Annotated in this window: 25 protein-coding genes and 1 pseudogene; 23 read left to right on the plus strand and 3 right to left on the minus strand. The window is 34.8% G+C overall.

The window, feature by feature from the left end; genetic code table 11:
- Nucleotide 1 precedes the first annotated feature (1 nt).
- Genes nuoD through C6H25_RS01880 form a run of 13 tightly spaced genes read left to right on the plus strand, consistent with a single transcriptional unit; the run spans nt 2 to nt 16,199 of the window.
- Nucleotides 2-1,231 carry an NADH dehydrogenase (quinone) subunit D gene (gene nuoD / locus C6H25_RS01820; RefSeq protein ID WP_104747790.1) on the plus strand — a complete coding sequence of 410 codons (1,230 nt, stop codon included), beginning with the start codon at nt 2-4 and terminating at the stop codon, nt 1,229-1,231.
- Nucleotides 1,228-1,458, plus strand: a complete 231-nt coding sequence (locus C6H25_RS01825) for an NADH-ubiquinone oxidoreductase subunit E family protein (protein WP_104747791.1) — start codon at nt 1,228-1,230, stop codon at nt 1,456-1,458. The genes nuoD and C6H25_RS01825 overlap by 4 nt, the downstream gene beginning before the upstream one ends.
- A 2-nt stretch (nt 1,459-1,460) precedes the next feature.
- Nucleotides 1,461-2,450, plus strand: coding sequence for a hypothetical protein (locus C6H25_RS01830; protein ID WP_104747792.1), 990 nt, complete (start codon nt 1,461-1,463; stop codon nt 2,448-2,450).
- The gene (locus C6H25_RS01835; protein WP_104747793.1) at nt 2,447-4,963 is read left to right on the plus strand and encodes an NADH-quinone oxidoreductase subunit G; all 2,517 of its coding nucleotides are present in this window, start codon (nt 2,447-2,449) and stop codon (nt 4,961-4,963) included. The genes C6H25_RS01830 and C6H25_RS01835 overlap by 4 nt, the downstream gene beginning before the upstream one ends.
- The gene (gene nuoH, locus C6H25_RS01840; protein WP_104747794.1) at nt 4,960-5,949 is read left to right on the plus strand and encodes an NADH-quinone oxidoreductase subunit NuoH; all 990 of its coding nucleotides are present in this window, start codon (nt 4,960-4,962) and stop codon (nt 5,947-5,949) included. Before C6H25_RS01835 ends, nuoH begins: the two co-directional genes overlap by 4 nt.
- Before the next feature lie 10 nt (nt 5,950-5,959).
- Nucleotides 5,960-6,703: an NADH-quinone oxidoreductase subunit NuoI gene (gene nuoI / locus C6H25_RS01845; RefSeq protein WP_104747795.1), complete on the plus strand. Its 744-nt coding sequence runs from the start codon at nt 5,960-5,962 to the stop codon at nt 6,701-6,703.
- Entirely contained in the window at nt 6,703-7,254 is a 552-nt protein-coding gene (locus C6H25_RS01850) for an NADH-quinone oxidoreductase subunit J (RefSeq protein WP_104747796.1), read from the plus strand. Before nuoI ends, C6H25_RS01850 begins: the two co-directional genes overlap by 1 nt.
- On the plus strand, nt 7,251-7,553 hold the full coding sequence (nuoK, locus tag C6H25_RS01855) for an NADH-quinone oxidoreductase subunit NuoK (protein ID WP_104747797.1): 303 nt from the start codon (nt 7,251-7,253) through the stop codon (nt 7,551-7,553). The genes C6H25_RS01850 and nuoK overlap by 4 nt, the downstream gene beginning before the upstream one ends.
- A 2-nt stretch (nt 7,554-7,555) precedes the next feature.
- Nucleotides 7,556-9,394 (plus strand): NADH-quinone oxidoreductase subunit L, encoded by a 1,839-nt coding sequence (nuoL, locus tag C6H25_RS01860; protein ID WP_104747798.1) that lies wholly within the window; start codon nt 7,556-7,558, stop codon nt 9,392-9,394.
- A gap of 3 nt (nt 9,395-9,397) precedes the next feature.
- Nucleotides 9,398-10,942: an NADH-quinone oxidoreductase subunit M gene (locus tag C6H25_RS01865; protein ID WP_104747799.1), complete on the plus strand. Its 1,545-nt coding sequence runs from the start codon at nt 9,398-9,400 to the stop codon at nt 10,940-10,942.
- Nucleotides 10,929-12,401, plus strand: coding sequence for an NADH-quinone oxidoreductase subunit NuoN (gene nuoN / locus C6H25_RS01870; protein ID WP_104747800.1), 1,473 nt, complete (start codon nt 10,929-10,931; stop codon nt 12,399-12,401). Before C6H25_RS01865 ends, nuoN begins: the two co-directional genes overlap by 14 nt.
- Complete coding sequence (locus C6H25_RS01875; protein WP_104747801.1) at nt 12,391-14,799, plus strand: DUF7494 domain-containing protein; 2,409 nt, start codon at nt 12,391-12,393, stop codon at nt 14,797-14,799. The genes nuoN and C6H25_RS01875 overlap by 11 nt, the downstream gene beginning before the upstream one ends.
- Nucleotides 14,799-16,199 (plus strand): phosphomannomutase/phosphoglucomutase, encoded by a 1,401-nt coding sequence (locus C6H25_RS01880; protein WP_104747802.1) that lies wholly within the window; start codon nt 14,799-14,801, stop codon nt 16,197-16,199. Before C6H25_RS01875 ends, C6H25_RS01880 begins: the two co-directional genes overlap by 1 nt.
- On the opposite strand, the gene C6H25_RS01885 is transcribed toward C6H25_RS01880, so the two are convergent.
- Nucleotides 16,178-17,446: a glycosyltransferase family 9 protein gene (locus tag C6H25_RS01885; protein ID WP_233707303.1), complete on the minus strand. Its 1,269-nt coding sequence runs from the start codon at nt 17,444-17,446 to the stop codon at nt 16,178-16,180. The genes C6H25_RS01880 and C6H25_RS01885 overlap by 22 nt on opposite strands.
- A gap of 355 nt (nt 17,447-17,801) precedes the next feature.
- On the opposite strand from C6H25_RS01885, the pseudogene C6H25_RS01890 reads away from it, so the two are divergent.
- From C6H25_RS01890 to C6H25_RS08790, 4 genes and pseudogenes are all read left to right on the plus strand, one after another.
- A pseudogene (locus tag C6H25_RS01890) lies at nt 17,802-17,936 on the plus strand (hypothetical protein); the annotation flags it as partial.
- 183 nt (nt 17,937-18,119) lie between these two features.
- A complete protein-coding gene (locus tag C6H25_RS01895) occupies nt 18,120-18,380 on the plus strand; it encodes a hypothetical protein (RefSeq protein ID WP_104747804.1) in 261 nt (86 codons plus the stop codon).
- Nucleotides 18,377-18,526 (plus strand): hypothetical protein, encoded by a 150-nt coding sequence (locus C6H25_RS08705; RefSeq protein WP_199768909.1) that lies wholly within the window; start codon nt 18,377-18,379, stop codon nt 18,524-18,526. The genes C6H25_RS01895 and C6H25_RS08705 overlap by 4 nt, the downstream gene beginning before the upstream one ends.
- A 3-nt stretch (nt 18,527-18,529) precedes the next feature.
- Nucleotides 18,530-19,183, plus strand: a complete 654-nt coding sequence (locus C6H25_RS08790; protein ID WP_233707301.1) for a hypothetical protein — start codon at nt 18,530-18,532, stop codon at nt 19,181-19,183.
- Between the two features lie 5 nt (nt 19,184-19,188).
- Here C6H25_RS08790 and C6H25_RS01910 read toward each other — a convergent pair whose 3' ends face one another.
- Nucleotides 19,189-19,800, minus strand: coding sequence for a thiamine diphosphokinase (locus C6H25_RS01910; RefSeq protein WP_104747805.1), 612 nt, complete (start codon nt 19,798-19,800; stop codon nt 19,189-19,191).
- The gene (gene pnuC / locus C6H25_RS01915; RefSeq protein WP_104747806.1) at nt 19,788-20,435 is read right to left on the minus strand and encodes a nicotinamide riboside transporter PnuC; all 648 of its coding nucleotides are present in this window, start codon (nt 20,433-20,435) and stop codon (nt 19,788-19,790) included. Before pnuC ends, C6H25_RS01910 begins: the two co-directional genes overlap by 13 nt.
- A 225-nt stretch (nt 20,436-20,660) precedes the next feature.
- Between pnuC and C6H25_RS01920 the strand changes: the two genes are divergently transcribed.
- From C6H25_RS01920 to C6H25_RS01945, 6 genes are all read left to right on the plus strand, one after another.
- Complete coding sequence (locus tag C6H25_RS01920; protein ID WP_104747807.1) at nt 20,661-20,927, plus strand: hypothetical protein; 267 nt, start codon at nt 20,661-20,663, stop codon at nt 20,925-20,927.
- A gap of 43 nt (nt 20,928-20,970) precedes the next feature.
- On the plus strand, nt 20,971-21,204 hold the full coding sequence (locus C6H25_RS01925; RefSeq protein ID WP_104747808.1) for a hypothetical protein: 234 nt from the start codon (nt 20,971-20,973) through the stop codon (nt 21,202-21,204).
- Between the two features lie 818 nt (nt 21,205-22,022).
- A complete protein-coding gene (locus tag C6H25_RS01930) occupies nt 22,023-22,760 on the plus strand; it encodes a 5'-nucleotidase, lipoprotein e(P4) family (protein ID WP_199768910.1) in 738 nt (245 codons plus the stop codon).
- A 236-nt stretch (nt 22,761-22,996) separates the two neighbouring features.
- Nucleotides 22,997-23,743, plus strand: a complete 747-nt coding sequence (locus tag C6H25_RS01935) for a TIR domain protein (RefSeq protein ID WP_104747809.1) — start codon at nt 22,997-22,999, stop codon at nt 23,741-23,743.
- Nucleotides 23,740-25,122, plus strand: coding sequence for a hypothetical protein (locus C6H25_RS08710; protein ID WP_199768911.1), 1,383 nt, complete (start codon nt 23,740-23,742; stop codon nt 25,120-25,122). Before C6H25_RS01935 ends, C6H25_RS08710 begins: the two co-directional genes overlap by 4 nt.
- 8 nt (nt 25,123-25,130) lie before the next feature.
- Nucleotides 25,131-25,679 carry a hypothetical protein gene (locus C6H25_RS01945; RefSeq protein ID WP_104747810.1) on the plus strand — a complete coding sequence of 183 codons (549 nt, stop codon included), beginning with the start codon at nt 25,131-25,133 and terminating at the stop codon, nt 25,677-25,679.
- The last annotated feature ends 84 nt before the right edge of the window (nt 25,680-25,763 follow it).

Raw genomic sequence — 25,763 nt, forward strand, 5'->3', positions numbered from 1 at the left:
AATGGCTCAAAATTTTACTAAACTCAACCCCCAGTTTGAAAACATCATTTTTGAACATGATGACAATCAAATGGTGCTAAACTTTGGACCCCAACACCCTTCTAGTCATGGACAATTACGCTTGATTTTAGAACTAGAAGGTGAAAGGATTATTAAGGCTACCCCTGAAATTGGCTACTTGCATAGGGGCTGTGAGAAGTTAGGCGAAAACATGACTTATAATGAATACATGCCTACCACAGACAGGTTAGACTATACTTCTTCTACAAGCAATAATTACGCTTATGCTCATGCCGTAGAGACCTTGCTAGATTTAGAAATCCCACGCCGAGCCCAAGTGATTCGCACGATTTTATTAGAATTAAACCGCATGATTTCACACATCTTTTTTATCAGTGTGCATGCCTTAGATGTAGGGGCGATGAGCGTGTTTTTATATGCGTTTAAGACAAGAGAGTATGGGCTAGATTTGATGGAGGATTATTGCGGAGCAAGATTAACGCATAATGCCATAAGAATCGGAGGTGTACCTTTAGATTTGCCTCCTAATTGGCTAGAAGGCTTAAAAAAATTCTTAGGCGAAATGAGAGAGTGTAAAAAACTCATTCAAGGTTTATTAGATAATAACCGTATTTGGCGTATGCGTTTGGAAAATGTGGGCGTTGTAACGCAAAAAATGGCGCAAAGCTGGGGTATGAGCGGCATTATGCTAAGAGGGACTGGCATTGCCTATGATATTAGAAAAGAAGAACCTTATGAGCTTTATAAAGAGCTTGATTTTGATATACCGGTGGGTAATTATGGCGATAGCTATGATAGGTATTGCTTGTATATGCTAGAAATTGATGAAAGCATTCGCATTATTGAGCAACTCATTCCTATGTATGCTAAGACTGATACACCCATTATGGCTCAAAATCCGCATTATATTTCTATGCCTAAAGAAGATATAATGACTCAAAACTACGCCTTAATGCAACATTTTGTCTTAGTAACTCAAGGTATGCGTCCACCGGTTGGAGAGGTGTATGCCCCTACAGAAAGTCCTAAGGGTGAATTAGGGTTTTTTATCCATTCAGAAGGTGAACCCTACCCTCATAGGTTAAAGATTAGAGCCCCAAGCTTTTATCACATCGGAGCTTTGGGCGATATTTTAGTAGGGCAATATCTAGCTGATGCAGTAACCATTATTGGCTCAACCAATGCGGTATTTGGCGAGGTGGATAGATGAAACGCTTTGATTTACGCCCCTTAAAAGCGGATATTTTTGAACGCTTAATAGAATTGATTGACAAAGAAATGCAAGTTAATGAAGTGGCGATTTTTATGTTTGAAGTGGGAGATTTTTCTAATATTCCTAAGAGTGCTGAATTAATTCAAGAAAAAGGGCATGAATTACTCAATTCTTTGCGTTTTAATCAAGCCGATTGGACGATTGTTGTGAAAAAGAAGGCTTAATTTTGAGTGCTTTTAACCCCCATTCTCTTTTAGAAGTAAGCTCATCTCTTAGCTTAGAAGAAGCCTATTATTTGGAGCAATTATCTCTCAAAAAAGGGTTTCAGATAAACTATAAGATGACTAAAGATGACCTAAAGCTTTTAGAAAAAAGCGATTTATGTATTCTATTTGGGGGATTTTCAAACGCTTGTTTGAATGCTAATGAGCGTTTGTTATTAGAACATATCCATCAATCAAAACTTAATTACGCCTTATTAAGACCCTTACAAGACACTAGAGATTTAGAAGAAACTTGTTTTTTTATGTCTTATGAGATTAACACTGAAGTGGCAATTTTAACCCTAATTTTAAGGGGCATTCTAGAAAAAAAATCACAATTAAAAGGGCATGTTTTAGAAAATATAGATGTGGGGTATCTAAGCTCTGAAGCTAATATGAGTGAAGAAGAACTACAAGAGCTTATTATGCTCATTTTTAAAGCTCAAAAGGTGGTGCTTGTGTTAAATAGAGAAATCACAAAGCATGCTAATGGCGTATTTTTATACACTCTTTTGAGTGAGTTACAAAATTACCTAGAAATTTTGCATATTCCTTGCAATGATTTAGATGCAACGCCTACTTTTTATCATTCAAAAGACAAAGAGCTATTATTAACAACAGCCCTAAAAGAACAGATTCTACCTTTTGAACCACAACTCAAATCAAAAGATTTAGAACCTTTAGAACAAATCCATGAGGCTAATGGCTCATTTGTCTATCTTGCTTATAGCAGTGCTAAAAACCCAAAACTATATTTTTCTAAACAATTTAAAATGGCAAATAAAATCAATTACTCTAAAGCACAACTTCAAATCTTAAATAAAACGATAGAATGCGAATTAAAAGAAAGCCCTTACTTGAAAGGCTTAGTTGCGATTTTAGAAGGGGCTTTTTTTGAAACTTATCCCTACGCCCCCATTACTAACTTATCCCACTCTCAAGGAAATTTATGATTAAAGTAACCATCAATGGTAAAACAATTGAATGTGAAGAGGGACAAAGCGTTTTAGAAATTGCTAGAAGTGCTGGCATCTACATTCCAGCCATTTGTTATCTAAGCGGTTGTTCGCCCACTGTTGCTTGTAAAATGTGTATGGCTGAAATGGATGGCAAACGCATTTATAGTTGCAACACTAAAGCCAAAAATAATGCTGTGATTCTCACTAATACCCCTACCTTAATGGCTGAAAGAAAAAGCATTATGCAAACCTATGATGTAAACCACCCCCTAGAGTGTGGCGTGTGCGATAAGAGTGGGGAGTGTGAATTACAAGATATGACGCATTTAACGGGCGTAGAACACCAGCCCTATGCGGTTGCTGATGATATGAAAGAATTAGATACATGGGCAAAAGCCTTGTATGACCCTAATTTGTGTATCATGTGTGAGAGATGTGTAACCACTTGTAAGGACAATGTGGGCGAAAACAATCTCAAAGCCACTAAAGCCAACTTACACGCCCCGGATAAATTTAAAGACAGCATGCCAAAAGACCCTTTTAGTGTGTGGAGTCGTAAGCAAAAGGGTATTATTTCTTTTGTGGGTAGTGTGCCTTGCTATGATTGTGGGGAATGTATTGCGGTATGCCCTGTGGGTGCTTTGAGTTATAAAGATTTCGCTTACACAGCTAATGCATGGGAATTGAAAAAAATTCATTCTACTTGCACGCATTGTTCAGCGGGGTGTTTAGTCCAATATGATGTGCGTCATTTTGATACTCTAGGTGAAGAATCTAAGATTTTTAGAGTGTTGAATGATTTTTATCATAACCCTATTTGTGGGGCGGGGCGTTTTGCCTTTGATGTGAGCTCTAGCTCTGAAGGTAGCATCAATCTTAAAGAAGCTCAAAACGCTCTAAAAGAATGTAATGCGGTGCGAATAGGCGGAGATATTACGAATGAAGAAGCGTTTTTAATAGAGCGTTTGAGAAAGCAACTAGGTTTCAAAATCTATAATGAAGATTTATATCATTTCCAACAATTTTTGAAAGTATTAGGCGAAATAAAATATCCTAGTATCGAAGAAATCAAAGCTTCTAATCTAGTCATTACGCTTGGGTCTTCTATCAAAACAGAAAACCCGCTTGTGCGTTATGCTATCAATAACGCTCTCAAACTCAATAAAGCAACTTTAGTGGTTCTGCACCCTATCAAGGATAATGCGTTAGCGAATTTAAGCCGAAGTGTTCTAAATATCACACACAAAGTGGGGGCTGAAGAAATTCTTTTAGGCATGCTTTTAAAAATGCTTAATATTGAAAGCGTGTGTTTAAAAAGCCTAGAAGATTCCAAACAAAGCGTTGTAGATGAAGTAGCTCTAAAAAAATTAGAAGAAGAGCGTCAAAAAGCCCTAGAAGAAAAGAAAAATAAACAAGAAGAAAATAAAGAAAAAAACGAACTCCCAAACAACGAAGAAGTAGCTACACAAGAGCAAGAACAAAAGCAAGAAGAGCCAGAAAAAGAAATTGAAGTGCCTACAAAAACCACTTATTCTATGCTTGAAGAAATAGGCATAAACCTAGAGACTTATGAAAAAATTCTCGCACTCTTGCAAAAATCAAGCAACACCTTGCTTGTCATAGGCGAAGAGATTTATAGCCATAAACAAGCTTTAAATATCGCTAAAATGTTGCGTTTATTAGCTCAAAAGAGTGCTATTAATCTCACTCTTATCCCACCTAGTGCGAACGCTTTAGGTATCGTTTCACTTTGTGAGTTAAGCGTGCAAGATTTTGAAGATGAAAAAATTGTAGGCATTCGCTCTCAAGGGGATTTTACAATCAATAGCGATGACAAGGTCTTTGAAAAAGGTGCAACTAACGAAGTCAATTTCATTTTACCTAGTTTAAACCAGCTAGAAGGCACTATAACCAATATTGAAGGGCGTGTTTTACCTTTAAAACCGGCTTTAAATTTTGAAGGCTATGACTTGAGCGATATTATGCAAGGCTTTGGCTTTATTGAAGAAAATTTAATAGAATGCACTAAGCAACTTCCTACAGAAGCTGGTTTTAAAGCCATAGATTTTGATGGCTTGACTAATTATTTTACTAATGATAGAGCTAATCATAGGGGCTACAAACTAGAATCAAGTCATTTTGAAAACAGCGCTAAAGAATATGAGAAGACAGAATGCGAACCTATCAAACCCCTAAAAGAGAAAATCACATTCAATGCGTATTTGAAATACCCAGAAACGCAATTCAACCACGCTACTAATAAAAGTGAGAACTTGCAATTAAAAGCCGGCATTTATGTTTCTAAAGCTTTCTTAGAAAAATTGAATAAGGAAGTGGGACAAAGCATTACTTTAATTAAAGAGCAAGATGAAGTTACAGGCATTTTGTATTTAGATGAGAGTTTAGAGCAAGATGTGTTTGTTATTTCACCCTGTCTTTTAGATAGTGTTTCAAACCTTTTCAAAGAGAGCGTATTTGATAGCGTGAGCTTAAAGGAGCAAGCATGAGTGCTTACATCATTGAAACTTTGATTAAAATCTTAGTCTTAGTAGCTGTTTTTTCAGCCCTAGGGGGCTTTGCCACTTATATTGAGCGAAAAGTGTTAGCCTATTTTCAACGCCGTTTAGGGCCTTGTTATGTAGGGCCTTTTGGGCTTTTGCAAGTCGCTGCTGATGGTATTAAACTTTTTACCAAAGAAGACATTATTCCCCAAGGGGCAAATAAATTCATTTTCACCCTAGCCCCCATTATTGCTATGGTGAGTGCGTTTGTGTCTATGGCGCCCATTCCTTTTTTCCCTAATTTCACTTTGTTTGGGTATGAAATCAAGCCTATTATTTCTGATATCAACATTGGCTTTTTATTTTTCTTAGCGGTAGGTTCAGCAGGTATTTATGCACCTATTTTAGCTGGACTTGCTTCTAATAATAAATACTCTTTGATAGGTTCAGCAAGAGCTACCATCCAGCTACTTAGTTTTGAAGTGGTAAGCACCTTAACCATTTTGGCTCCCTTGATGGTAGTAGGCTCGCTCTCTTTAGTAGAGATTAACAACTATCAAAGCGGTGGTTTTTTAGATTGGCTCGTATTCAAACAGCCTTTGGCTTTTATTTTGTTTTTAATCGCAAGTTATGCTGAGCTTAATAGGACTCCTTTTGACTTACTAGAGCATGAAGCAGAGATTGTAGCAGGCTATTGCACCGAATATAGTGGCTTGAAATGGGGCATGTTTTTCTTAGCAGAATATGCGCATTTATTCGCCTTTTCTTTTGTGATTTCTATTGTATTTTTTGGCGGATTTAACGCATGGGGCTTTATTCCGGGTGGCATAGCCATTTTAATTAAAGTGTGCTTCTTTGTCTTTTTATCCATGTGGGTTAGAGCGACTTTTCCGCATGTTAGACCTGACCAGTTAATGGGCATGTGCTGGAAAATTATGTTGCCTTTAGCGTTATTAAACATTGTGCTAACAGGCATTATCATTTTGATTTAAGGAAGATTTTATGGCAAAACAAGAATACAAGCAACTTCCTAAACGAGCCGAAATTCAAAGTGCTACAGAGCATTTTAAAGATACTATAAAAACAAGTCTGGGTTTGGATTTGTTTAAGGGCTTAGGGCTTACGATTAAAGAATTTTTTAGCCCTAATGTAACCATTCATTATCCTATGGAACAACTTCCTTTAAGCCCACGCTATCGTGCGGTGCATAATTTGCAACGCCTTTTAGACTCAGGCTCTGAAAGGTGTATTGGCTGTGGGCTGTGCGAAAAGATTTGCACGAGCAATTGCATAAGAATTATCACGCACAAAGGCGAAGATAACCGCAAAAAGATTGATTCTTATACAATTAATTTAGGGCGTTGTATTTATTGTGGGTTATGTGCGGAAGTCTGCCCTGAGTTAGCGATTGTTATGGGTAATAGGTTTGAAAATGCCAGCACCCAACGCTCTCAATATGGCTCTAAAAGTGAATTTTTAACTAGCGAAGAAGACGCTAAAAATGGCTCGCATAAAGAGTTTTTAGGTTTTGGTTCAGTAAGCCCTAATTACAATGAGCGCATAAAGGCTACTCCTTTAGATTATATAGAAGAGCCTAAAGAAGAAGTAAGCACAGAAAACAGCACACAAGAAAACGCTAAAACAGAAGAACAATCTACAGAAAATACCCCACAAGCGCCAAAGACTGAAGAAAAAACTAAAGAAACCCCTATTCAAGGCACAGAAACCAACAAAGGAGATGCGTAATGTTTGAAACAATTGCCTTTTATTTCTTTGCTATCCTTACTTTAAGCATGGCATTAGTAGTCATCACTACGACTAATATTCTCTATGCCATTACCGCACTAGCTAGTAGCATGGTGTTTATCTCAGCCTTTTTCTTTTTGCTTGGGGCTGAGTTTTTAGGCGTGGTGCAAATTACGGTTTATGTAGGGGCTGTCATTGTAATGTATGCCTTTGGCATGATGTTTTTTAACTCGGCTGCTGAAGTAGTTGAGCGTAAGCAAAGCCCTAAAATCTTGTGCGTGCTTTCGTTTGGAGTAGCGCTACTGCTTACCTTAATTTTTAGTGCACCTAGCATTGGAGAAAAGCTCGCTCATCTTGGAAACGCTCAAAACGCCATTGATTCAGAAATCCCTAACATTAAAGCAATTGGTTATGCGCTCTTTACTAATTACTTGATTCCTTTTGAAACGGCGGCTTTAATGCTTTTAGTGGCTATGATTGGAGGAATCGCTACAGGGATTCAAAAAATCCATGGGAAAAATAACGCGCAATTTGTAAAGGAATCTCTATGATAGGCTTAAACCATTATTTAATTGTTTCAGGGCTACTCTTTTGCATTGGCTTGGCTGGAATGCTTAAGCGTAAAAACATTTTGTTGCTCTTTTTTTCTACAGAAATCATGCTCAATGCGATTAATATCGGCTTTGTAGCGGTTTCAAAATACAAGCAAGATTTAGACGGGCAGATGTTTGCACTCTTTATTGTTGCAATTGCTGCTAGTGAAGTAGCAGTTGGTTTGGGTTTGGTGATTTTGTGGTTCAAAAAACACAAGAGCCTAGATATTGATTCTTTAAACGCTATGAAAGGTTAAACATGCAGTATTCTTCTTTATTATCTGTCGTATTGTTTTTGCCTTTAATTGGTGCGGTTTATGCGGGGCTGTTTGGAGCTAGAACTAAAGTATTGCATGTAGGCATCTTTAATTCTTTATGCGTGCTTATTTCTTTAGTAAGTGCTGTTATTCTTTTCATTCAAGCATGGCATAATCAAAGCTATGAAAAATATTTATTTGATTGGATTAGTATTGGACATTTTAAGGTCGGCTTTTCTCTTATGCTAGATAATATCAATGCTGTGATGATTGTAGTTGTTACTTTAGTCTCTTTTTTAGTGCATGTGTATTCCATAGGTTATATGGAACACGATGAAGGGTTTAACCGCTATTTTTCTTATCTTTCTGGCTTTGTGTTTTCTATGCTTATTTTGGTTTTGAGCGATAATTTCTTAGGACTTTTCATTGGCTGGGAAGGGGTTGGATTATGCTCTTACTTACTCATTGGCTTTTGGTATCACAAGAAAAGCGCAAATAACGCTTCTATTGAAGCCTTTGTGATGAATAGAATCACAGATTTAGGCATGCTTATGGGTATTATTTTGATTTATTGGAATTTTGGCACTCTTCAATATAAGGAAGTTTTTAACGCCCTTAATAGCGTGGATTCTCAAATGCTCTTTTATATTAGCGTTCTGCTCTTTATTGGTGCTATGGGAAAAAGCGCGCAATTTCCTATGCACACATGGTTAGCAAACGCTATGGAAGGGCCTACCCCTGTATCTGCTCTCATTCATGCTGCAACTATGGTAACCGCTGGAGTGTATCTAGTCATTAGGGCTAATCCCTTGTATAGCGCTGTTTTTGAAGTGGGTTATTTTATCGCATGCTTAGGGGCGTTTGTGGCTTTCTTTGGAGCGAGCATGGCCTTAGTCAATAAGGATTTGAAACGCATTGTGGCTTATTCTACGCTTTCTCAATTGGGTTATATGTTTGTAGCGGCGGGTCTTGGAGCTTATTCTATAGCTCTCTTTCATCTATTCACGCATGCATTTTTTAAATCACTTCTTTTCTTAGGCTCAGGAAATGTTATGCATGCTATGGAAGACAATTTAGATATTACCAAAATGGGAGGGTTATACAAGCCTATGAGAGCTACAGCTATTTTTATGATTATAGGCTCAGTAGCGTTATGTGGTATTTATCCCTTTGCAGGATATTTTTCTAAGGATAAGATTTTAGAAGTGGCTTTTGGAATGCACCATCATGTTTTATGGTTTGTGCTTTTGATTGGAGCGGTTTTTACTGCCTTTTATAGTTTTAGATTGATTATGCTCGTATTTTTCGCACCCAAGCAACATGCAATCCATCACCCCCATGAGGCTAAAAATTTCATGCTTTTAAGCATGTTGCCCTTAGGAATTTTAGCTGTTATTGCTGGGTTCTTTGAAGAGCCGTTCTTCCATTTTATTGCTAAAGTTATCCCTAATGTTGAGGAATATCCAGTCCCTTTAGCTCTGTTAATTAGTATCACTACTATAGTGGTATTATTAAGCATTGCTTATGCAATTTTTAAATATAAAAATGGTATCACTTCTAAAAAAGAGGGTGGCTTTTTATACAAACTATTACTCAATCAATATTATATCCCACAGCTTTATTTAGGGATTGTAGGTATTTTTAGCACTATAGCAAAGTTTTTACACCAAGTTGTAGAATTAAAAATCATTGATACGATAGTAGATAGCATAGGCAGAAGCACTTTTGTTATAGGGCGTGCGTTTAGGGCTTGCCAAGATGGAAATTTAACTTCCATGTTACGCTTTATGGTAGTTGGGGTTTTAATCTTGTTAGTATTTGTGGCTGTTTTTGGGAGATAAGAAATGGAATATTTACATACACATCTTTTAAGTGTGGTGATTTTTTTTCCCATGCTGAGTGCTGTGTTCGCATTCTTTATGAGTGCGCAAGCTAGTAGAGCGTATGCAATTGTCATTGCTTTGATTGAATTATTGCTGGCGTTGTTACTTTGGCATGGGTTTGAAAATCAAGCCATAGGCATGCAATTTGAAGAGACTAAAGAATTGATTTATCAAATTGGCGTGAATTATCATGTGGGTATTGATGGGATTTCACTCTTTTTGTTGCTTTTAAACGCTATTGTAGTGCTATTATCTGTGATTTATGTTAAAGAGCATCGCAAAGACTTCGCCATTTGTCTTTTGCTTTTAGAGGGCATTTTAATGGGCGTGTTTTCCTCTTTAAATGTGATCTTATTCTACACTTTTTGGGAAGTCTCGCTTTTACCGGTGCTTTATCTTATTGGGCGTTTTGGCCGCAACAATAAAGTCTATTCTGGCATGAAATTTTTCCTTTATACCTTTTTAGCATCATTACTCATGCTCTTAGGCATTTTATACATTGGGTATGACTACGCACAAAATTATGGAGCATGGAGCTTTAATATTTTAGATTGGTATCAATTAAGTTTTCCTAAAGAAGTCAAAATTTGGCTCTTCTTAGCTTTCTTAGCAGGGATTGCGGTTAAAATTCCGCTCTTTCCTTTACACACATGGTTACCCTACGCTTATTCTAACGCTCCTACTTTAGGTTCTGTTATGCTCTCAGCCCTACTTTCTAAAATGGGAACTTACGCGCTATTACGCTTCTTGCTTCCGCTTTTTCCCAATCTCTCAGAGATGTATTTAACCCCTATCGCTTTTTTAGCGCTCTGTATGATTATTTATGGAGGCTTTTTAGCTTACACTCAAAAGGATTTAAAAACTCTCATCGCTTATAGCTCTTTTTCACACATGGGTGTAGTGGTGCTTGGGATTTTTTCTTTTAATATTGAGGGGATTTCTGGGGCGGTGTTTATGATGTTTGCGCATGGCATTACAGCTATGGGATTATTCATGCTCGCTGGCATTTTAGAAGAACGAACGAGCAGTTTAGAAATCGCTCGCTTTGGGGCGATTGCCAAAACGGCTCCTATTTTTGCAACCTTTTTTATGGTGGTCTTAATGGCAAATGTTGGCATGCCCTTAAGTATTGGTTTTGTAGGGGAATTTTTAAGTTTGCTAGGCTTTTTTGCAGTCCATCCAATTTTTGCCATTATTGCTGGAACGAGCATCATTTTATCAGCAATTTATATGCTTAGCTCTTATAAAAATATCTTTTTTGGAAAATTAAAAGCAGGAAGTAATCAAGTGAGCGTATTTGAAGACTTAAATGCTCGTGAAGTAGGAGTTTTAAGCGTTATTTTAGCTTTAATTTTAATCTTGGGGATTTATCCTAAATTGCTCTTAAAACCCATTGAACAAGGCTCCAATCAGCTTTTAGAGATTATGCAAATTCGTGCAACACCCCTAGTGGGTCTGTTGCAAGAGAACCCTAAAAATAAAGAGGCCACCCATGTTGTTAAATAGCATTCACATTCCATTTGATGCTTTCAAGCTCCAAAGTATTTTGCCCATGCTCGTTGTAGTGTGTGGAGGGATTTTCACGCTTTTAATCAACGCATTCACTTCAAAATTTTCACGCAATTTGAATGTGTTTTTATGCATGCTCTTTTTAGCCTTAGATTTTTTAGTTACTCTAGGTCTTGAAGAACAAGATAGTGCGTTTTTTGGGTTTTTAACTTTAGATAATATTTCGCTAGTATCACAAATTATCATCTTAACTTCAGCCTTTTTACTCATCTTCTTAGCTCTCTCTAAAGAACGCTTTAATGAATTTCAAACCGCTGAATTTTACCCCTTATACTTATTTATTGTAGCTGGTTTTCAATTTATGGTTTCAAGCGATCACTTGCTCTTAATGCTTATTGGATTAGAAACGGCATCTTTGCCTATTTGCGTTTTAATGGCATTAAGCAACAAACGCTATGGCTTAGAGGCTGGCATTAAGTATTTTACTATGGGGGCTATGGCGAGTGCGTTTTTTTCTATGGGGGCTATGGCACTTTATTTACTTAGCGGTAGCTTAAACCTTAATGATATAAGCATTCATTTTAGCACAGAGGGTATCACACACCCCATGCTTTTTGCTATAGGGGTTATCTTTCTTATTGGAGCGATTGGTTTCAAGGTCTCTTTAGTGCCTTTTCATACTTGGATGCCTGATGTGTATGAGGGCAATAACCCTATTTTTGCAAGCTATATTTCTATTGTGCCTAAAATCGCTGGTTTTGTTGTTGCTACTCGCATTTTTGGAGTGTTTATGGATACCCACATTGCTTGGGTAGAAAATGTTTTTTACGCTCTTATTCTTATTACCATTACTCTTCCAAATTTTATTGCTCTATGGCAAGAAGATGTTAAAAGAATGCTTGCTTATAGCTCTATCTCACATTCTGGTTTTGCTCTAGCTTGTGTGTTTATTCACACCCCAGAGAGTCAAAAAGCTATGTTTGTCTATTGGTTTATGTTTGCATTCACTTACATTGGCACTTTTGGTATTTTATGGCTCTTAAAGAGTAGAGAAAAAACATGGGATGAGCGCTATGACCACCCCTATTCTAAATTCAATGGTCTTATCAAAACGCACCCCTTAGTCGCTATCTTAGGCGCTATTTTCATCTTTGGTTTAGCTGGTGTGCCACCTTTTAGCGTATTTTGGGGGAAATTCTTGGTTATTGAAAGCGCGTTAGAAAACCACTATGTGCTCTTAGCACTTGTTATGCTCATCAATAGTGCAGTGGCTGCTTTTTATTACTTCCGCTGGCTAGTAGCGATGTTTTTTAACAAGCCTACGCAAACTCAAGGGCATGGCGATATTTATACCCAAAACGCCACTATGCCTATTTATGGAGTAGCAGCCTCTATGGCACTTATTTGTTTATTCTCAATTTTTATGGTGCAAGGGTTATTAGAATTTGTGGGTTAAATCATCAAGGATTTTTTATTGCTTAATCCTTGCAATTTTAAATGCTTATTCTCTCCAAGCCTTAAGTTTCACTCTCACTCAAGGCAAGGAAGAGGAACAAAGTTTTTCTGTTCTAACCTTACGCCATAGCGACGCCTTTTCTTGTGCGTATAGCGATGAAAAACCCCATAGTGGAATAACTGCCCCCCTTAAAGTGAAACGCCCTATAACTTGCATGATAGATTCTGTTCCTAAAGAGGGTTTTACTCCTGTAGAAAACGCTTTTTTTAAAATCACTTCTTCTGTCTCTAAAGGGCATTTCTATTTGTATATCAAGCCAAAACCTTTACGCCGACAAGCGCTTTTTTCTTTTGCTAGAGATTATAAAAATGCAGTGCCACTTTTTCAAGAAAACGACTCCAAGGCTAAAATGTGGCAAATCATAGGCTATAACCAAACCTTGCCTTTTTTAAGCGAAAAAAGCACCACTCAAAAGGGGTTGAATTTTCCTATCGTCATTGAAGATGTGCAAACCCCTATCATTCAAGAATTAGACATTGATAGCAAGCCCCTAGTAACTACCAAAGGCTATGATTTAGACGCCTATTTAGAGGCAAAAAATCAAGTGGAGGCACAAGCGTATTTTGATGCCTTGCGCACCATTAGTCGTATTTTTAAAAATTACCCCCAAACCATTTTTAAAAAGGATTTGTATCAATTAGAAATCATTGCCTTAAGCAAACTAGGCATTAAAAAAACCTTGTTAATAGATATTGGCACTAAATGGGTTAAAAACTATCCTACCGACCCCAATATCCCTGAAGTGCTATACTATGTAGCAAAAGCTTTAGATGAAAACAACAATTATAAGCAAGCTATCCGCCATTACAAACGCATTCTTTTAGAATACAAACACTCTCGCTACGCTCCTTTAGCTCAAATGCGTTTAGCCATTGAGGCAGCTAATGCTACGGACTTAAGCGGGGCAACCTCTATGTTTAAACAAGCGCTCTCTAGCGCTAAAGACAAAGAGAGTGCAAGCGAAATTGCTCTGAGCTGGGCTGAAATAGAAATTATGTATCAAAATTTCAATAACGCCAATCTTCTCATTCATAAAGTCATTCAAGCTAACCCTTCTTACATCTCTAAACATGCTCAATTAGGTTTAGAACTGCTTGCTATGCTTAAAAAAAATCAAATGAATGAAAGCGCTATTGAAGTAGCCAAGCTACTTATCCAACAAGATGATAGCTTAAAGATTAAAGAACAAGCGCTCTATGATTTAGGGGCGTTGTATGCAAGGATTAAGGATTTTAAGAACGCTCATCTTTATAATCTAAAGTATTTAGAAACCTATGGAGACTTAGCGCATGCACCTATTGTAAGGACTAGAGATGAAAATGTGCTTTTTTCTATGAGTGGGAACACGCAAGAAAAAATCGCTCACTACGATAAAATCATTCAAAATTTTCCTAACTCTAATGACGCCCTAAAAGCTACTGAATTAAAAGCCCAATTACTCTTTGATGAAAAACGCTACACCGAAGTTTTAAACATGCGCCAAGCTCTACCTAAAGATTTTCCTCTCATTCAAAAAACTCTCAACACCCTTTCTAAAGAAATGTTAAGTAAAAACAACTGCAAACAAGCCTTAAAATACCTAGCTCAAATCAAAGAGTTTTCTTTAGAAAAAAATCAGCAAGCCGATGCATTTGATTGCTTGTATTTTGCTTCACTTAATCAAAAAGCACAAACCATTGCCTTAAACGCTTTAAAAATAGCTAAAACCCCTAGTGAGAAATTGCCATGGCTTTATCGTTTAGGGCGTAATTATTACCGCTTAGGGGATTTTAAAAATTCCACTCTTTCTTCTAAAGACGCTTTAACACTCGCTCAAAGTTTGGATAAAAAAGAGTTCTATAATATCGCTTTTATTTTATTTGCAGACTATATACAAAATAATGAAAAAAATTTAGCTTTAGAGATTTATGCGTTTTTAGAAAAGCATTTCAAAGACGATAAGCGTATGACATTAGTCTATTTTAAACTATTAGAGAATGAAAAAGACCCCAAAAGTATCAAAATCTATGCCACAAATCTTTTAAAACTACAAGATGCCTACAAGGACTATTCTTACACACCTTTTAGTGAATTTGCTCTTATTGATGCTTATAGAATGACCAAAGACTATCTCAAAGCCTTAGAAGTGCTAGAAAAACTTTTAACCCACAAACTTTCTGTAGAAAATCATCAAAAAGCCTTGTATTTACAATCTAGTTTATTAGATTTAAGCAACCAAAAAGCAAAGTCTAAAGAGAGCTTAGAAAAATGTGTCAAATTAAAACAAAAAGATAAAACAAACCCATGGCAAAGCTTGTGCGAGCAAGGTTTAGATTTACTTAAAAATAAGGAACAATAATGGATACAAGTATTTTTAGAGAATATGACATTAGGGGCATTTATCCCAAAACTTTAGATGAAAATATCGCTTTTAGTATCGGCATAGAGCTAGGAAAAATCATGCAACAATATAGCAAGGGTGTGTTTGTGGGCTATGATGCAAGGGTGCATGGAAAAAAACTTTTTGAAGCTTTGAGTGCAGGATTACAACAAGTGGGTTTAAAAGTGTATGATTTAGGGCTTATTCCTACGCCGGTGGCGTATTTTGCGACCTTTAATGAGATAGATAGCATTCAATGCCCTAACTCCATTATGATAACTGGCTCTCATAATCCAAAGGAGTATAACGGCTTTAAAATCACACTCAATAACAACCCTTTTTATGGCAAGGATATTCAAGCTTTAAAAGACACGCTTTTAAACACCACGCAAAACGCCACATATGAAGTTAAACCCCTAAAAGAAATGCCTTTAAAAGTCAATGCCCTAGAAGCTTATCATAACTATTTAATCAACGATTTTAAGCATTTAAAAGATTTCAAACACAAAATTGCCCTAGATTTTGGTAATGGTGTGGGAGCGTTAGCCTTAGTGCCTATTTTAAAAGCACTAAATATTGATTTTAGCAGTCTTTATAGTGAACCTGATGGCAATTTTCCTAACCACCACCCAGACCCAAGTGAATCTAAAAATTTACAAGACTTACAAGCACATATGCAAGAAAATGCTATTTCTATAGGTTTTGCTTTTGATGGCGATGCAGATAGGATTGCCATGCTAGGGGCTAATCATATTTATGCAGGCGATGAATTAGCCATATTATTTGCTAAGCACCTATACAATCAAGGCATTACCCCTTTTGTGATAGGTGAAGTCAAATGCTCTCAAGTGATGTATAACACTATCAATAGTTTTGGTAAGACGCTGATGTATAAAACCGGGCATAGCAATTTAAAAGTCAAGCTTAAAGAAACTAACGCACATTTTGCAGCCGAGATGAGTGGGCATATCTTTTTTAAAGAGCGTTATTTTGGCTATGATGATGCCCTTTATGCAGCTTTGAGAGCTTTAGAATTAATGCTTAAGCAAACCCCAAATGATTTAGAAAATACTATTAAAAATCTCCCCTATTCCTACACCACGCCTGAAGAAAAAATCTTTGTGAGCGAAGAAGAAAAATTTGAAGTCATTCAAAATTTACAAAATAAACTTCAAAATGTGCCAGAAAACTTCCCTAAAATCAAAGAAATTATCAGTATTGATGGTGTGAGAGTGGTTTTTGAACATGGTTTTGGACTCATTCGTGCGAGCAACACCACCCCATGTTTAGTCACTCGCTTTGAAGGTAAAGATGAAAAAACGGCGTTAGAATATAAAAGGGCGTTGTTGGGGCTACTTCACACCTCTTCTATAAAATAATCTTTATCTACATTAGGCGGGATATTATCTCTTAGCAAGTGGGGAGCGTGCTTTTTAATGCATTCTATAATGGCATTAGGATTAACTAGGTTCACATCTAAAGGACAATCTAAAAAAGAGGCAATAGCTAGATCCATACCATTTTCTCTGTCTAGAAGGTCTTGAAATTCTTTAGGATAGATGGTATGATGACTACCATGAAACTCTTTGGGATACGGGTGAGCAAAAGAATAAGCAAGTCCGCTACTCACAATAAAGACATGAGGCACATTTAGCACACAAGCGAAATGTGCAATACTTGAATCATTACCTATTGCAAAACTAGCATCTTGAATAATATAGGCAAACTCTAATAAACTGGTCTGATTGACCAAAGAAATACAGTTAGAATGATGCCTTTGAATCTCTCTTGCTAATTTCTCATCCTCTGCACCCATTCCGCAAATAACTAGCTGAAACTCCAAGTTTAAATATCTAGCAAGAATGTGAAAACGCATAAAACATTTGGACGAAACGCTTGAACCTAGCGCCAACACACCGTAAGGGTATTTTAAAGAGCACTTGACACTCTCAAACTGCGGAGTTACCAAAGGAGGATTGGGCAGTTTTAGTGAGAACTTAACCGGATCTAAATTAATATTTTTAAAAGTCCTTAAAAAGCTTTGAAAAAAATCATTGTTACGATTAAACATAAATGTTGGAGTTTTTGCTGGGTAAAACATATGTGTGTAAAAAGCACTTCTTGTTCTATTAGTGTTTCTTACAGAAATATTTAGGGAATGGTTTATGGGGATTTCAAAAAAAGCACCAACTTTGATAGGAGCATTTAAATGCTTAACTACAACATCCTCCTTGATGGGGTCATTAAAATACATGACATTAGAAATAATAATTTCATAGTCTTGCTTTCTTAGCCTCAGAAGGTCACTATAGCGTGTTAAAATAAATTGAGGTAGGTAGAAAAGTAAATCTTTTAATCTGCAAGAAGAATTCATAATAAGTAAATATTTTTCCCAATATTTATCTTCTAAAAAAATAAATTCATCTACTATTTGACCATCACAGGCTGTAGCAAGAGTCTTATTTGTAGAATTAAGAATAAGTGTAATCTTATAATCACTATAATGTGCCCTTAATGGCACTAAGAAATTACGCCACAATAGATAGTCTCCAATTAAATCTAACCGTACAATGCACAACGATTTTTTGCAATTTTTTGGAGTTTTAGATGAGGTCATGGAAAGCATTTTATCCACAAGTTTTTGAGAATAAACAAAGGTTTTTGAAGTCATAGATTGTAAAACCCTATTAGATAAATTCCTAAGCACCCATAAAAAAGGAAAAAAAATTATCCCAAATAGAACTAATATTCCATAAAAAACATAAAAAAGAGAAGAATTGATAAGTTTTTCAATCATGCAATTAAATCTCACTCCATCTGCATTGTCCTACTCGAATTATATCTAATAATTAAGATAACTCATAAAATAAAAGATGTATTGATAATATTATATAAAATAGTTCTAAAATTTAAATAATATATTAATATTATAATAATATTTATTTCCTAAAAATAACAGATTAAATCAGAAAATATCATTAGTGGTTTTTGAACATGGTTTTGGACTCATTAGAGCAAGCAACACCACCCCATGTTTAGTTACTCGCTTTGAGGGTAAAGATGAAAAAACGGCATTAATTTATAAAAAAGCGTTGTTAGGACTATTAGAAAAATGATTTTGAAATAGTAAGCTTGGGATAATCTCATTTTATATCCCTTGCTCTTAAAATATTAACCCAATCAAACAAATGGTTTTAAAGCCACACAAACTATAAGACCCCAAAATTTTTACACTATTTAAGCAAAGGCAACTATAATGAATAATGACTGAAAAGTCAAATTTGAATTAGGAGCTTTAAATGCCTAAGATTAAAAAATACTATAAGAGAGGCGATGATTTTCATAGCACAACAACCCATAGAAAATTAACAGGTGGTGCTAGAAATAATTGCGAGTTTAGTGAAATGGGAGGTCAAGAAGCCGTGATGAAATGTGCCAAAGCTGCTCCCATGCTCATTGAGCTTGTAGTCGAGCAAGATAAACAAATTTCTTCTCTCAAACAAGCAATAGTGGCAATGAGTCCAACAATATATGAAAAAATGCAAAGGAATTTTAAATGACACAAGAAAATTTTAAACAAGCAATCGAAAACATTGAAAGTAAATATCAAGCGAAATTGATTTTTGAAGCAAGTGGTTGCAAAAGCTTTTATCCAACAGATGATGATGACTGCAAAATAGATGGACCAGAATGCGAAAGAGGTTAAAATTTGCCAACCATAACCAATGAATTTCTTGGTTTTTTAAAGAATTTAAACTACCAAGTCCATAACCATAAAACTTCTAGTCCTTTTAGGCTAGAAGAAGTTGTTAAAGACCCAACAATGCTAGAAAACCATGTTGGCGAGATAGAAAATTTGGCTAATTCTTCACAATTTTTCTTAAAGAAAGTGGGCGATAAATGGGAAAAAACTTATAGAATTGAAGAAATAGCCCAAAGAACCTTAAAAGAATTGCAAAAAGATAATTTGCATAAGCAAGTTATAGAAATGCTAGAAGATAACCCACTAATTCTACACCAAGAGTTTGAGCGTTGGTTAAATACCAAACATCAAGGAATGCTTTCTACAATCATAGATAAATATTGGCATAACTTTATTATCTATACTTACGAATATCAATCTTGGTGCTTAGACAAATACAATCGCTTTATTCATCATCTCCCCACTCCAAGTTATGAGAAAGAAAGCTCTGACAACCTTGAAAATTTAAAGGGCATTGCATGTTATTTTAAATCCTACCAACAACAATACCCCCTAGATGAAAGTATCTTACTCTATAACTTTCCATACAGATTGCTCTATCAAGAAAAATCTTTTGAAACAATACGAGCGATTATTATAGAATTTAGCGAGCTTGTATAAGCTTGCTAGTATTTTTGATACACAAGCACAACGCTTTTAGGCATAGAATATAAGCTAAAAAAATCATGCGTAGCTTCATTGAGCGTTCCACAAAATAGCGTGTTTAAACGCAAATCTTTTAAAGGGTATTTGAGATTTTTGGAAGTGAATTTAGTCTCAAAATCCAAGCTAAAAAGTGAAATTTGCCCCCCTTTAAAACTAGGCAGAGTAAAAGGGGTTTCTAGCACCCTAAAAATACCATAATCGCTAATCGCTTGGAGTTTCTTGCAAAATTTAAAATACTCAAACAATAAAAAAATATTCGCTAGGGCGTGGTCTTCTCGCTTACCATTCAATCCTAAGAAAATAAAATCATTATAGCCCTTATTTAAGGCATAAAAAAAGGCTTTGGATAAATCGTTGCTATTTTGTTCGCTTATACATATGGGGTTATACAAGGCTTTTAAGTTTGAGTCAATGCTATCCAAATCGCCTATCACTACACTTGGTTTAATTTTTAGCTTATGCAAGGGTAAAATAGCCCCATCGCATGCGATTAAAAAAGGGGCGTTTTTTAAAATTTCTAAGCATTTTTTTGACTTAGGAAACTCCCCATTAGCTAAAATCACTGCTTGCATGACCCGTTCCAGCGCTTAAAATAATACATGCCAATAAAAAGAAATAAAATCGTTGTGAGAAGTTGTGTTAAGCTCTTTGTAGAGATTTGAAAGATACAAAACCACACGATAATAGAGGCTACATTACCCAAAGTTACCAAAAAATAGCTCTCTACAAAACGCAACACCTGCAAAATAAAGGCTACAATAAACGCCACAAAAATAAAACTCTCTAACAAAATATAATTAGATTGTATCCAGTCAAAAAAGAATACGCCCAAATAGGTTAGAACCCCTATACTAAGTGCTAATACAACACGCATTTTTAAGTCTAAGGCTCTAATTTTTACTTCCCCTAAATTCTCTAATTTTTTCCATGAGATTAATCCATAAATTCCCATAGGCATATATAAAAACAGATTTAAAATCACTTCCGCTTTCAACCCCCATAAATAGGCTAAAATAGCATAGGAAATATTATAAACAAACCCAAAGAAAAAACAAACAACCTTTTTCTCTCCAGCAAAAAATGCGTATAACACCCCGCTTAATGAAGCTATAAGATTAAGGCTTGAACCTTTAACCAAAAAATTTGCGGCCATTAAAAAAGCGCAAGCTAAAAAAAGTGTAAAATAAAATGTCTTGGATAAATTCATTTTTAAAAAAAACAATGCCTTTTGGTTTGAAAAAGTATGCTTTGTAAAAACACTTAATATAACATAAAGAGCTAAAAATTAAAAAACGATTTTTTTACTATTCCCCCCCACTCAAATCCCTTGCTAGTCCTATAATTTCTAACACCCCTAAATTTTTCACGCTATTTAAGCTAAGTCTAAGTCTACTATAATGAAAAGTTTTTAAATTAAGTAAAAGGATTTTTTATGGATAAGAAAAAGAACGCATCTGAACTCACTCATAATATGAAAAACGAGCATGGCAGTCTTGCAAAAGCATGTGAAAGAGCAGATATGCAACAAGTTTTTAAAGAATTATACAATATAGCCAAAGAAGAATCTGAGGGATACAGAATGGCTGCCGAAGGATATAGAAAAGCACTTGATGCAGAGAAAAAGGCAGATGAACTCGCAAATACTTTGAGAACAATCAGCCATAACAATAACATAATAGATGTAGAGATTGAAGATTAAAGCCAAGCATAGCAAGTAAATTTTAATCACAAAAGGAATAAACATGAAATTTTTAGGTAAATGGTATTTATTGTTTTTTATCGGTTTTAGTAGCTTGGTATTTGTAGGTTGTGAACAAGAATCATATAAACATAGGCACTCACACGATAGTCAAGGTAATAGAGGGGAAAAGTTAGTTAGAGGCCTTGAAGATAAAGGATTTTCACATGGCTCTGCTATGTTCATTGCTTTTGTTTTATTAGTTGGAATTGGATATATAGTTTCTAAAGATAAATAAAAAATAGGTTCTGTTAAAACAAAGTGTTGATGATTAAAAAATCATGGCTCTATTTTTAATTTTGTATTGATAACTAAAAAAATGCGTAAGCATTTTTTTAAAACAATAATAAAAAGAACTTGCGAAACGAAGTGGAGCAAGTGATAACCTTTAAAAGTGCTATTAGGGGGTTTCTTTGAGTTTTAAAAAGACTAAATGTCTTTTAAATAAGGGGGATAAGGGGGGTATTATTTCTAAAATTCTCCCCCTCATCCCCCTTAAGAAATGTTTGTTTGTTAATAAGTAAAGTTTAAAAGAGATAAGCACAAGTTAGCACCTACAACCTAAAAAATAAAAGAAACACTAAAAAATAAAAGGTTTTTAGTTATTTATATTTGTTTTAAAATAGTGTCTATCAATATTTAATTAGAACAAAGTCTATTTTTTATATCATATTAATGATATTATTTATTATAAAATAAACTATCAATACAATGTTTTAACAGAGCCAAAAAAATAAATCATTCAATAAAATATGTATTCATTTTATTATATGGAATAATTAGTGGCTGTGTCTCACTTTATTTAGTTTTTAATGGCGTTGTCGGTATCATTAACGGCGTAAGGTGGAGTAGTATTGACTTTATAATAAGTGGAGCTAGACTAGCTCTCCTTTTCTCTGCAGTGTATCTAGCAGAACATTTTAAACTTGGAGAATGGTTTGATGAATGGCATAATGACAAAATTTGGTAAAAAATAATCTTTTAAAATTATTTTTACCTATTTTTAAGCAATCATTTCTTAGGCTATAATACCAAAAAACTTAATTAGGTGTTGTAATGATAAGAAATCAAATGATATTAGGCTTAGTGGCATTATCTTTAGCAAGCGTTTTAAATGCTAAAGAATGCGTTTCGCCTATCACAAGGAGCGCTAAGTATCATCAACAAAGCGCTGAAATAAAAGCCTTGCAACTACAGACTTACAAAATGGCAAAAATAGCCTTAGACAATAATCTTAAGCTTATCAAAGATAGAAAGCCCGCTATCATCTTAGATTTAGACGAAACGGTTCTAGACACTTCGGATTATGCGAGCTATTTAATTAAAAATTGTATTAAATACACTAAAGAAACTTGGGATAATTATGAAAAACAAGGGACTTCTAAGCTAATTGCCGGAGCGTTAGACTTTTTAGAATACGCTCATTCTAAGGGAGTAATGATTTTTTATGTTTCTAATCGCACCCATAAAAACAAAGCCTTAGTATTAAAAATGCTTAAAAATTTAAAACTCCCCCAAGTGAGTGGAGTATCTGTGCTATTAGAAGAAAAAGACAAGCCTAAAGAGATAAGGCGTAAATTAGTTGCTAAAGATTATACGATAATTTTGCAAATTGGCGATACCTTGCATGATTTTGATGCTATTTTTGCTAAAGACGCCAAGAACAGCCAAGAACAACAAAAAAAGGTGCTACAAAACGCTCAAAAATTCGGCACAGAGTGGATTATTTTACCTAACTCTTTGTATGGCACATGGGATAATGAGCCTTTAAACGCATGGCAAAATGAAAAATAATCTTTATAAAATAGCTAAGAACGATTGATTTTTCCACAAATTCCAATCGTTTTTGAGCCTATCTCAACCTCTACTTTTTAAAATCTCCAAAATCCCTTGAAACCCTAATTTTCACGCTATTTAAGCTAAGTCTAAGTCTAAGTCTAAGTCTACTATAATCAAAAGATTTTAAAGAAAACTTAAAATAAAAAGTATTTGTAAAAATTTGATAATGAGTAAAAAATAAAAGGAATTATATGAAAAAAGCCTATATAATTGATTTAGAAGATAAAGAAAATCGCAACACACTAACTAAATACCATGTTGAAAAAATTTTAAAAGAAAATAAAAAACTTAAATCCCTCTATAACGATAATCAAGCGATTTCAAATATACCCATAGTAGCTGATAAGATTAGAAACCTAATTCAAAAGAGCTTAAAAAATAATGAAGACATTTTACTAAAACGCAACGAGATTAAAGAAGCCTTTTTCAACCCCTTACAAGAGCGATTAAGTAAAACTAAGGTTTTTCTTTCTCATTCACATATTGATATGAAAAACGATAGTTATTTAGGCGTTAAAACTATCAAGTCCTATTTGGAATCAACCAATTATCCTAACTCGGTATTTATAGACTCACTCTTTTGGGATTATAAAGATGATATCTTAAAAGAAATGGAAAAATATAGTGATGTGAGCGGGATTAAAGATGCTTTCACGCTCATTCTTAGAGAATCTTTACAAGATATGATTGCAAAATGCCCTTATTTTGTGTTTGTAAAAAGTTCCAATAGCATCTCTCATCAAGGAAACTCACGCATTACTTATTCAGCATGGATTTATGAAGAATTACAAATCGCTCATTCTCTTAGCAATGGCAACTTAACATTTTCAATGGAAAATTTCAAAATAGGGCATGATGCATCTCTATTTTTAGAAAGTTTTACTCACACTACTCTTGATAAACTATCTAACCAAATCAACTTGCAAGGACAAATATGAAAACAAACTTATTAAAAGGATTAGGAGCATTAAGCTTAGCATTGGCAATGCCTTTATTTGGGGGTGCACCTATTGAAGTGTCTAAACAAGTAGAACCAAAGTTTAATAACTTTACTTATGAGCCCTATGAGGAAATTTATCTTAAAATATCATCTAATGCAGATAATGTTATCATTCAAAATATTGAGCTTAATAGGGGGAATTGCAAAAGCAAAATAAATAGCAACACTAGCTTAAAAAGCTATGAAAGAAAAAGAAACAAAATTATGCAACAAATTAAAGAACTAGCAATAAACACGGAATATAATAGCGAATCTTCCGCACTATTAGATCAGATACGAGAATACAAACAGCAGATTGAAGGAATAAAGGCATTTCAAAAGGAAGTCCAAAAGGAGCTTGATTCCATAAACACTTACGATGAATTGTGGTATAAAAATATTAATGATCTTATTTTTAATGATCTAGACAATGAAGGCTTTAGGAATATATTTAACTCTATTGTCCCAAGTTTTCCCTATAAGTGCGACGATAGGGATTGCAGTGATAAAGCACCAGAAGATAAAGAACTCTATTCTATAAAATTTTTTGGAAACAGTCTTGATGATCTCTCTCGTTTTGTTCTTAGATTTAGCTATGCTTACGATGATGCACGCGCTGGATGGATAGAAGATATGGATAAGAAAGATTATAAAAAATTTTGTTATGGAATCGATAATTATCTTGTTCTAAAAGGTTGTGATAAGTCTGGACTTCAAAGATACAAATACTATCTTGACGATTACATTAAAAATATTATAGGAGAGAAAGACTACAACCAGCTTACCGATGTAAAATATTTGCTAAATATTATACGAGAGGATTATGTATTGCAAAAAAAATACCGAGTTCTTGAACAAAATCATTTCTTAACATGGCAAGATGAATATTTTCAGTTAAAAGAAGCTCAAAAAAAATACTATGATTTAGCAAAAGAACAGAACGATAAAACCGATCAATACTTAGAGAATATACGCCAAAAACTAGGCAAAGCCTATCTTCAAAGATATAAACAATACGCTCTAAATCTAGTGAATCTAGAGGTTAAAAAGGAGTTAAGCGAACTCTCTGAGTCTATCAAAAAACAACAACAAGCATACCCACAGATACAACAACAAGAACAAAAGCAAAACCAACAAAGACGACAAAAAGAAAGAAAACGGCTCACTCAAAAACTCGCTCAATTGAATCAAAAAATCAAAAACATGAAAGAGCAAGGTAATACGATAGAAATTCCCTTAAAATTTGGCGAAGCTTTTAGCATACCCGTTTGTGATAATCTTAAAGAGGCTAAGATTAAAACCGATAAAGGCACTTGGACTTATACTTTCAGATTTTAGCAATAAGCATGGATAATAAAACCCCCACAGACAGACAAACAATCCTTGTAGAAGAGCTAAAGATTTTGCAAGGTATTATCAATAGAATGTCCCAGCATTCTTTAGAATGTAAAAAATGGACTCTTGCTCTAGCAACTGGGGTTTTATCTCTTAATTCTATCAGCTCTTCATCTTTTGCAATAGAAAGCATTTCTTATGGGTATTTATGTGTTTTAGGGGTGTTATTAACATGCTTTTGGTTTTTAGATGCGTATTATCTTAGATTTGGAAGAATGTTTAGAGAGCAACATAAATGGCTTATAGAAAATAGACCCACAACTGCCAAAAGAATGTTTGAAGTTCTTCCAAGAGATGATTTGTTAGAAAAAGACCCTTGTAGGTTTAATTATTTATCTATCATGTTTTCTGTAAAAGGCATGGCAATTTATTGGATATTGTTCTTATCTTTAGTGGGCTTGATTTTTTATAAAATGGGTGTTATAGGTTATTTACTGCCTTTATTATTGATGTGCTATCTTTTATGTATAACCTTTCATTCACTTTGTTCTAAACTATAGCTTTAAACAAAACCCTATACGCCCCATTATTATTTCTACTTTTTAAAAATAAAATTCCAAAAATACACCTTAAACTTTCTACTA

It is taken from the genome of Helicobacter cetorum (genome assembly GCF_900198405.1).
GTDB lineage: Bacteria > Campylobacterota > Campylobacteria > Campylobacterales > Helicobacteraceae > Helicobacter > Helicobacter cetorum_C.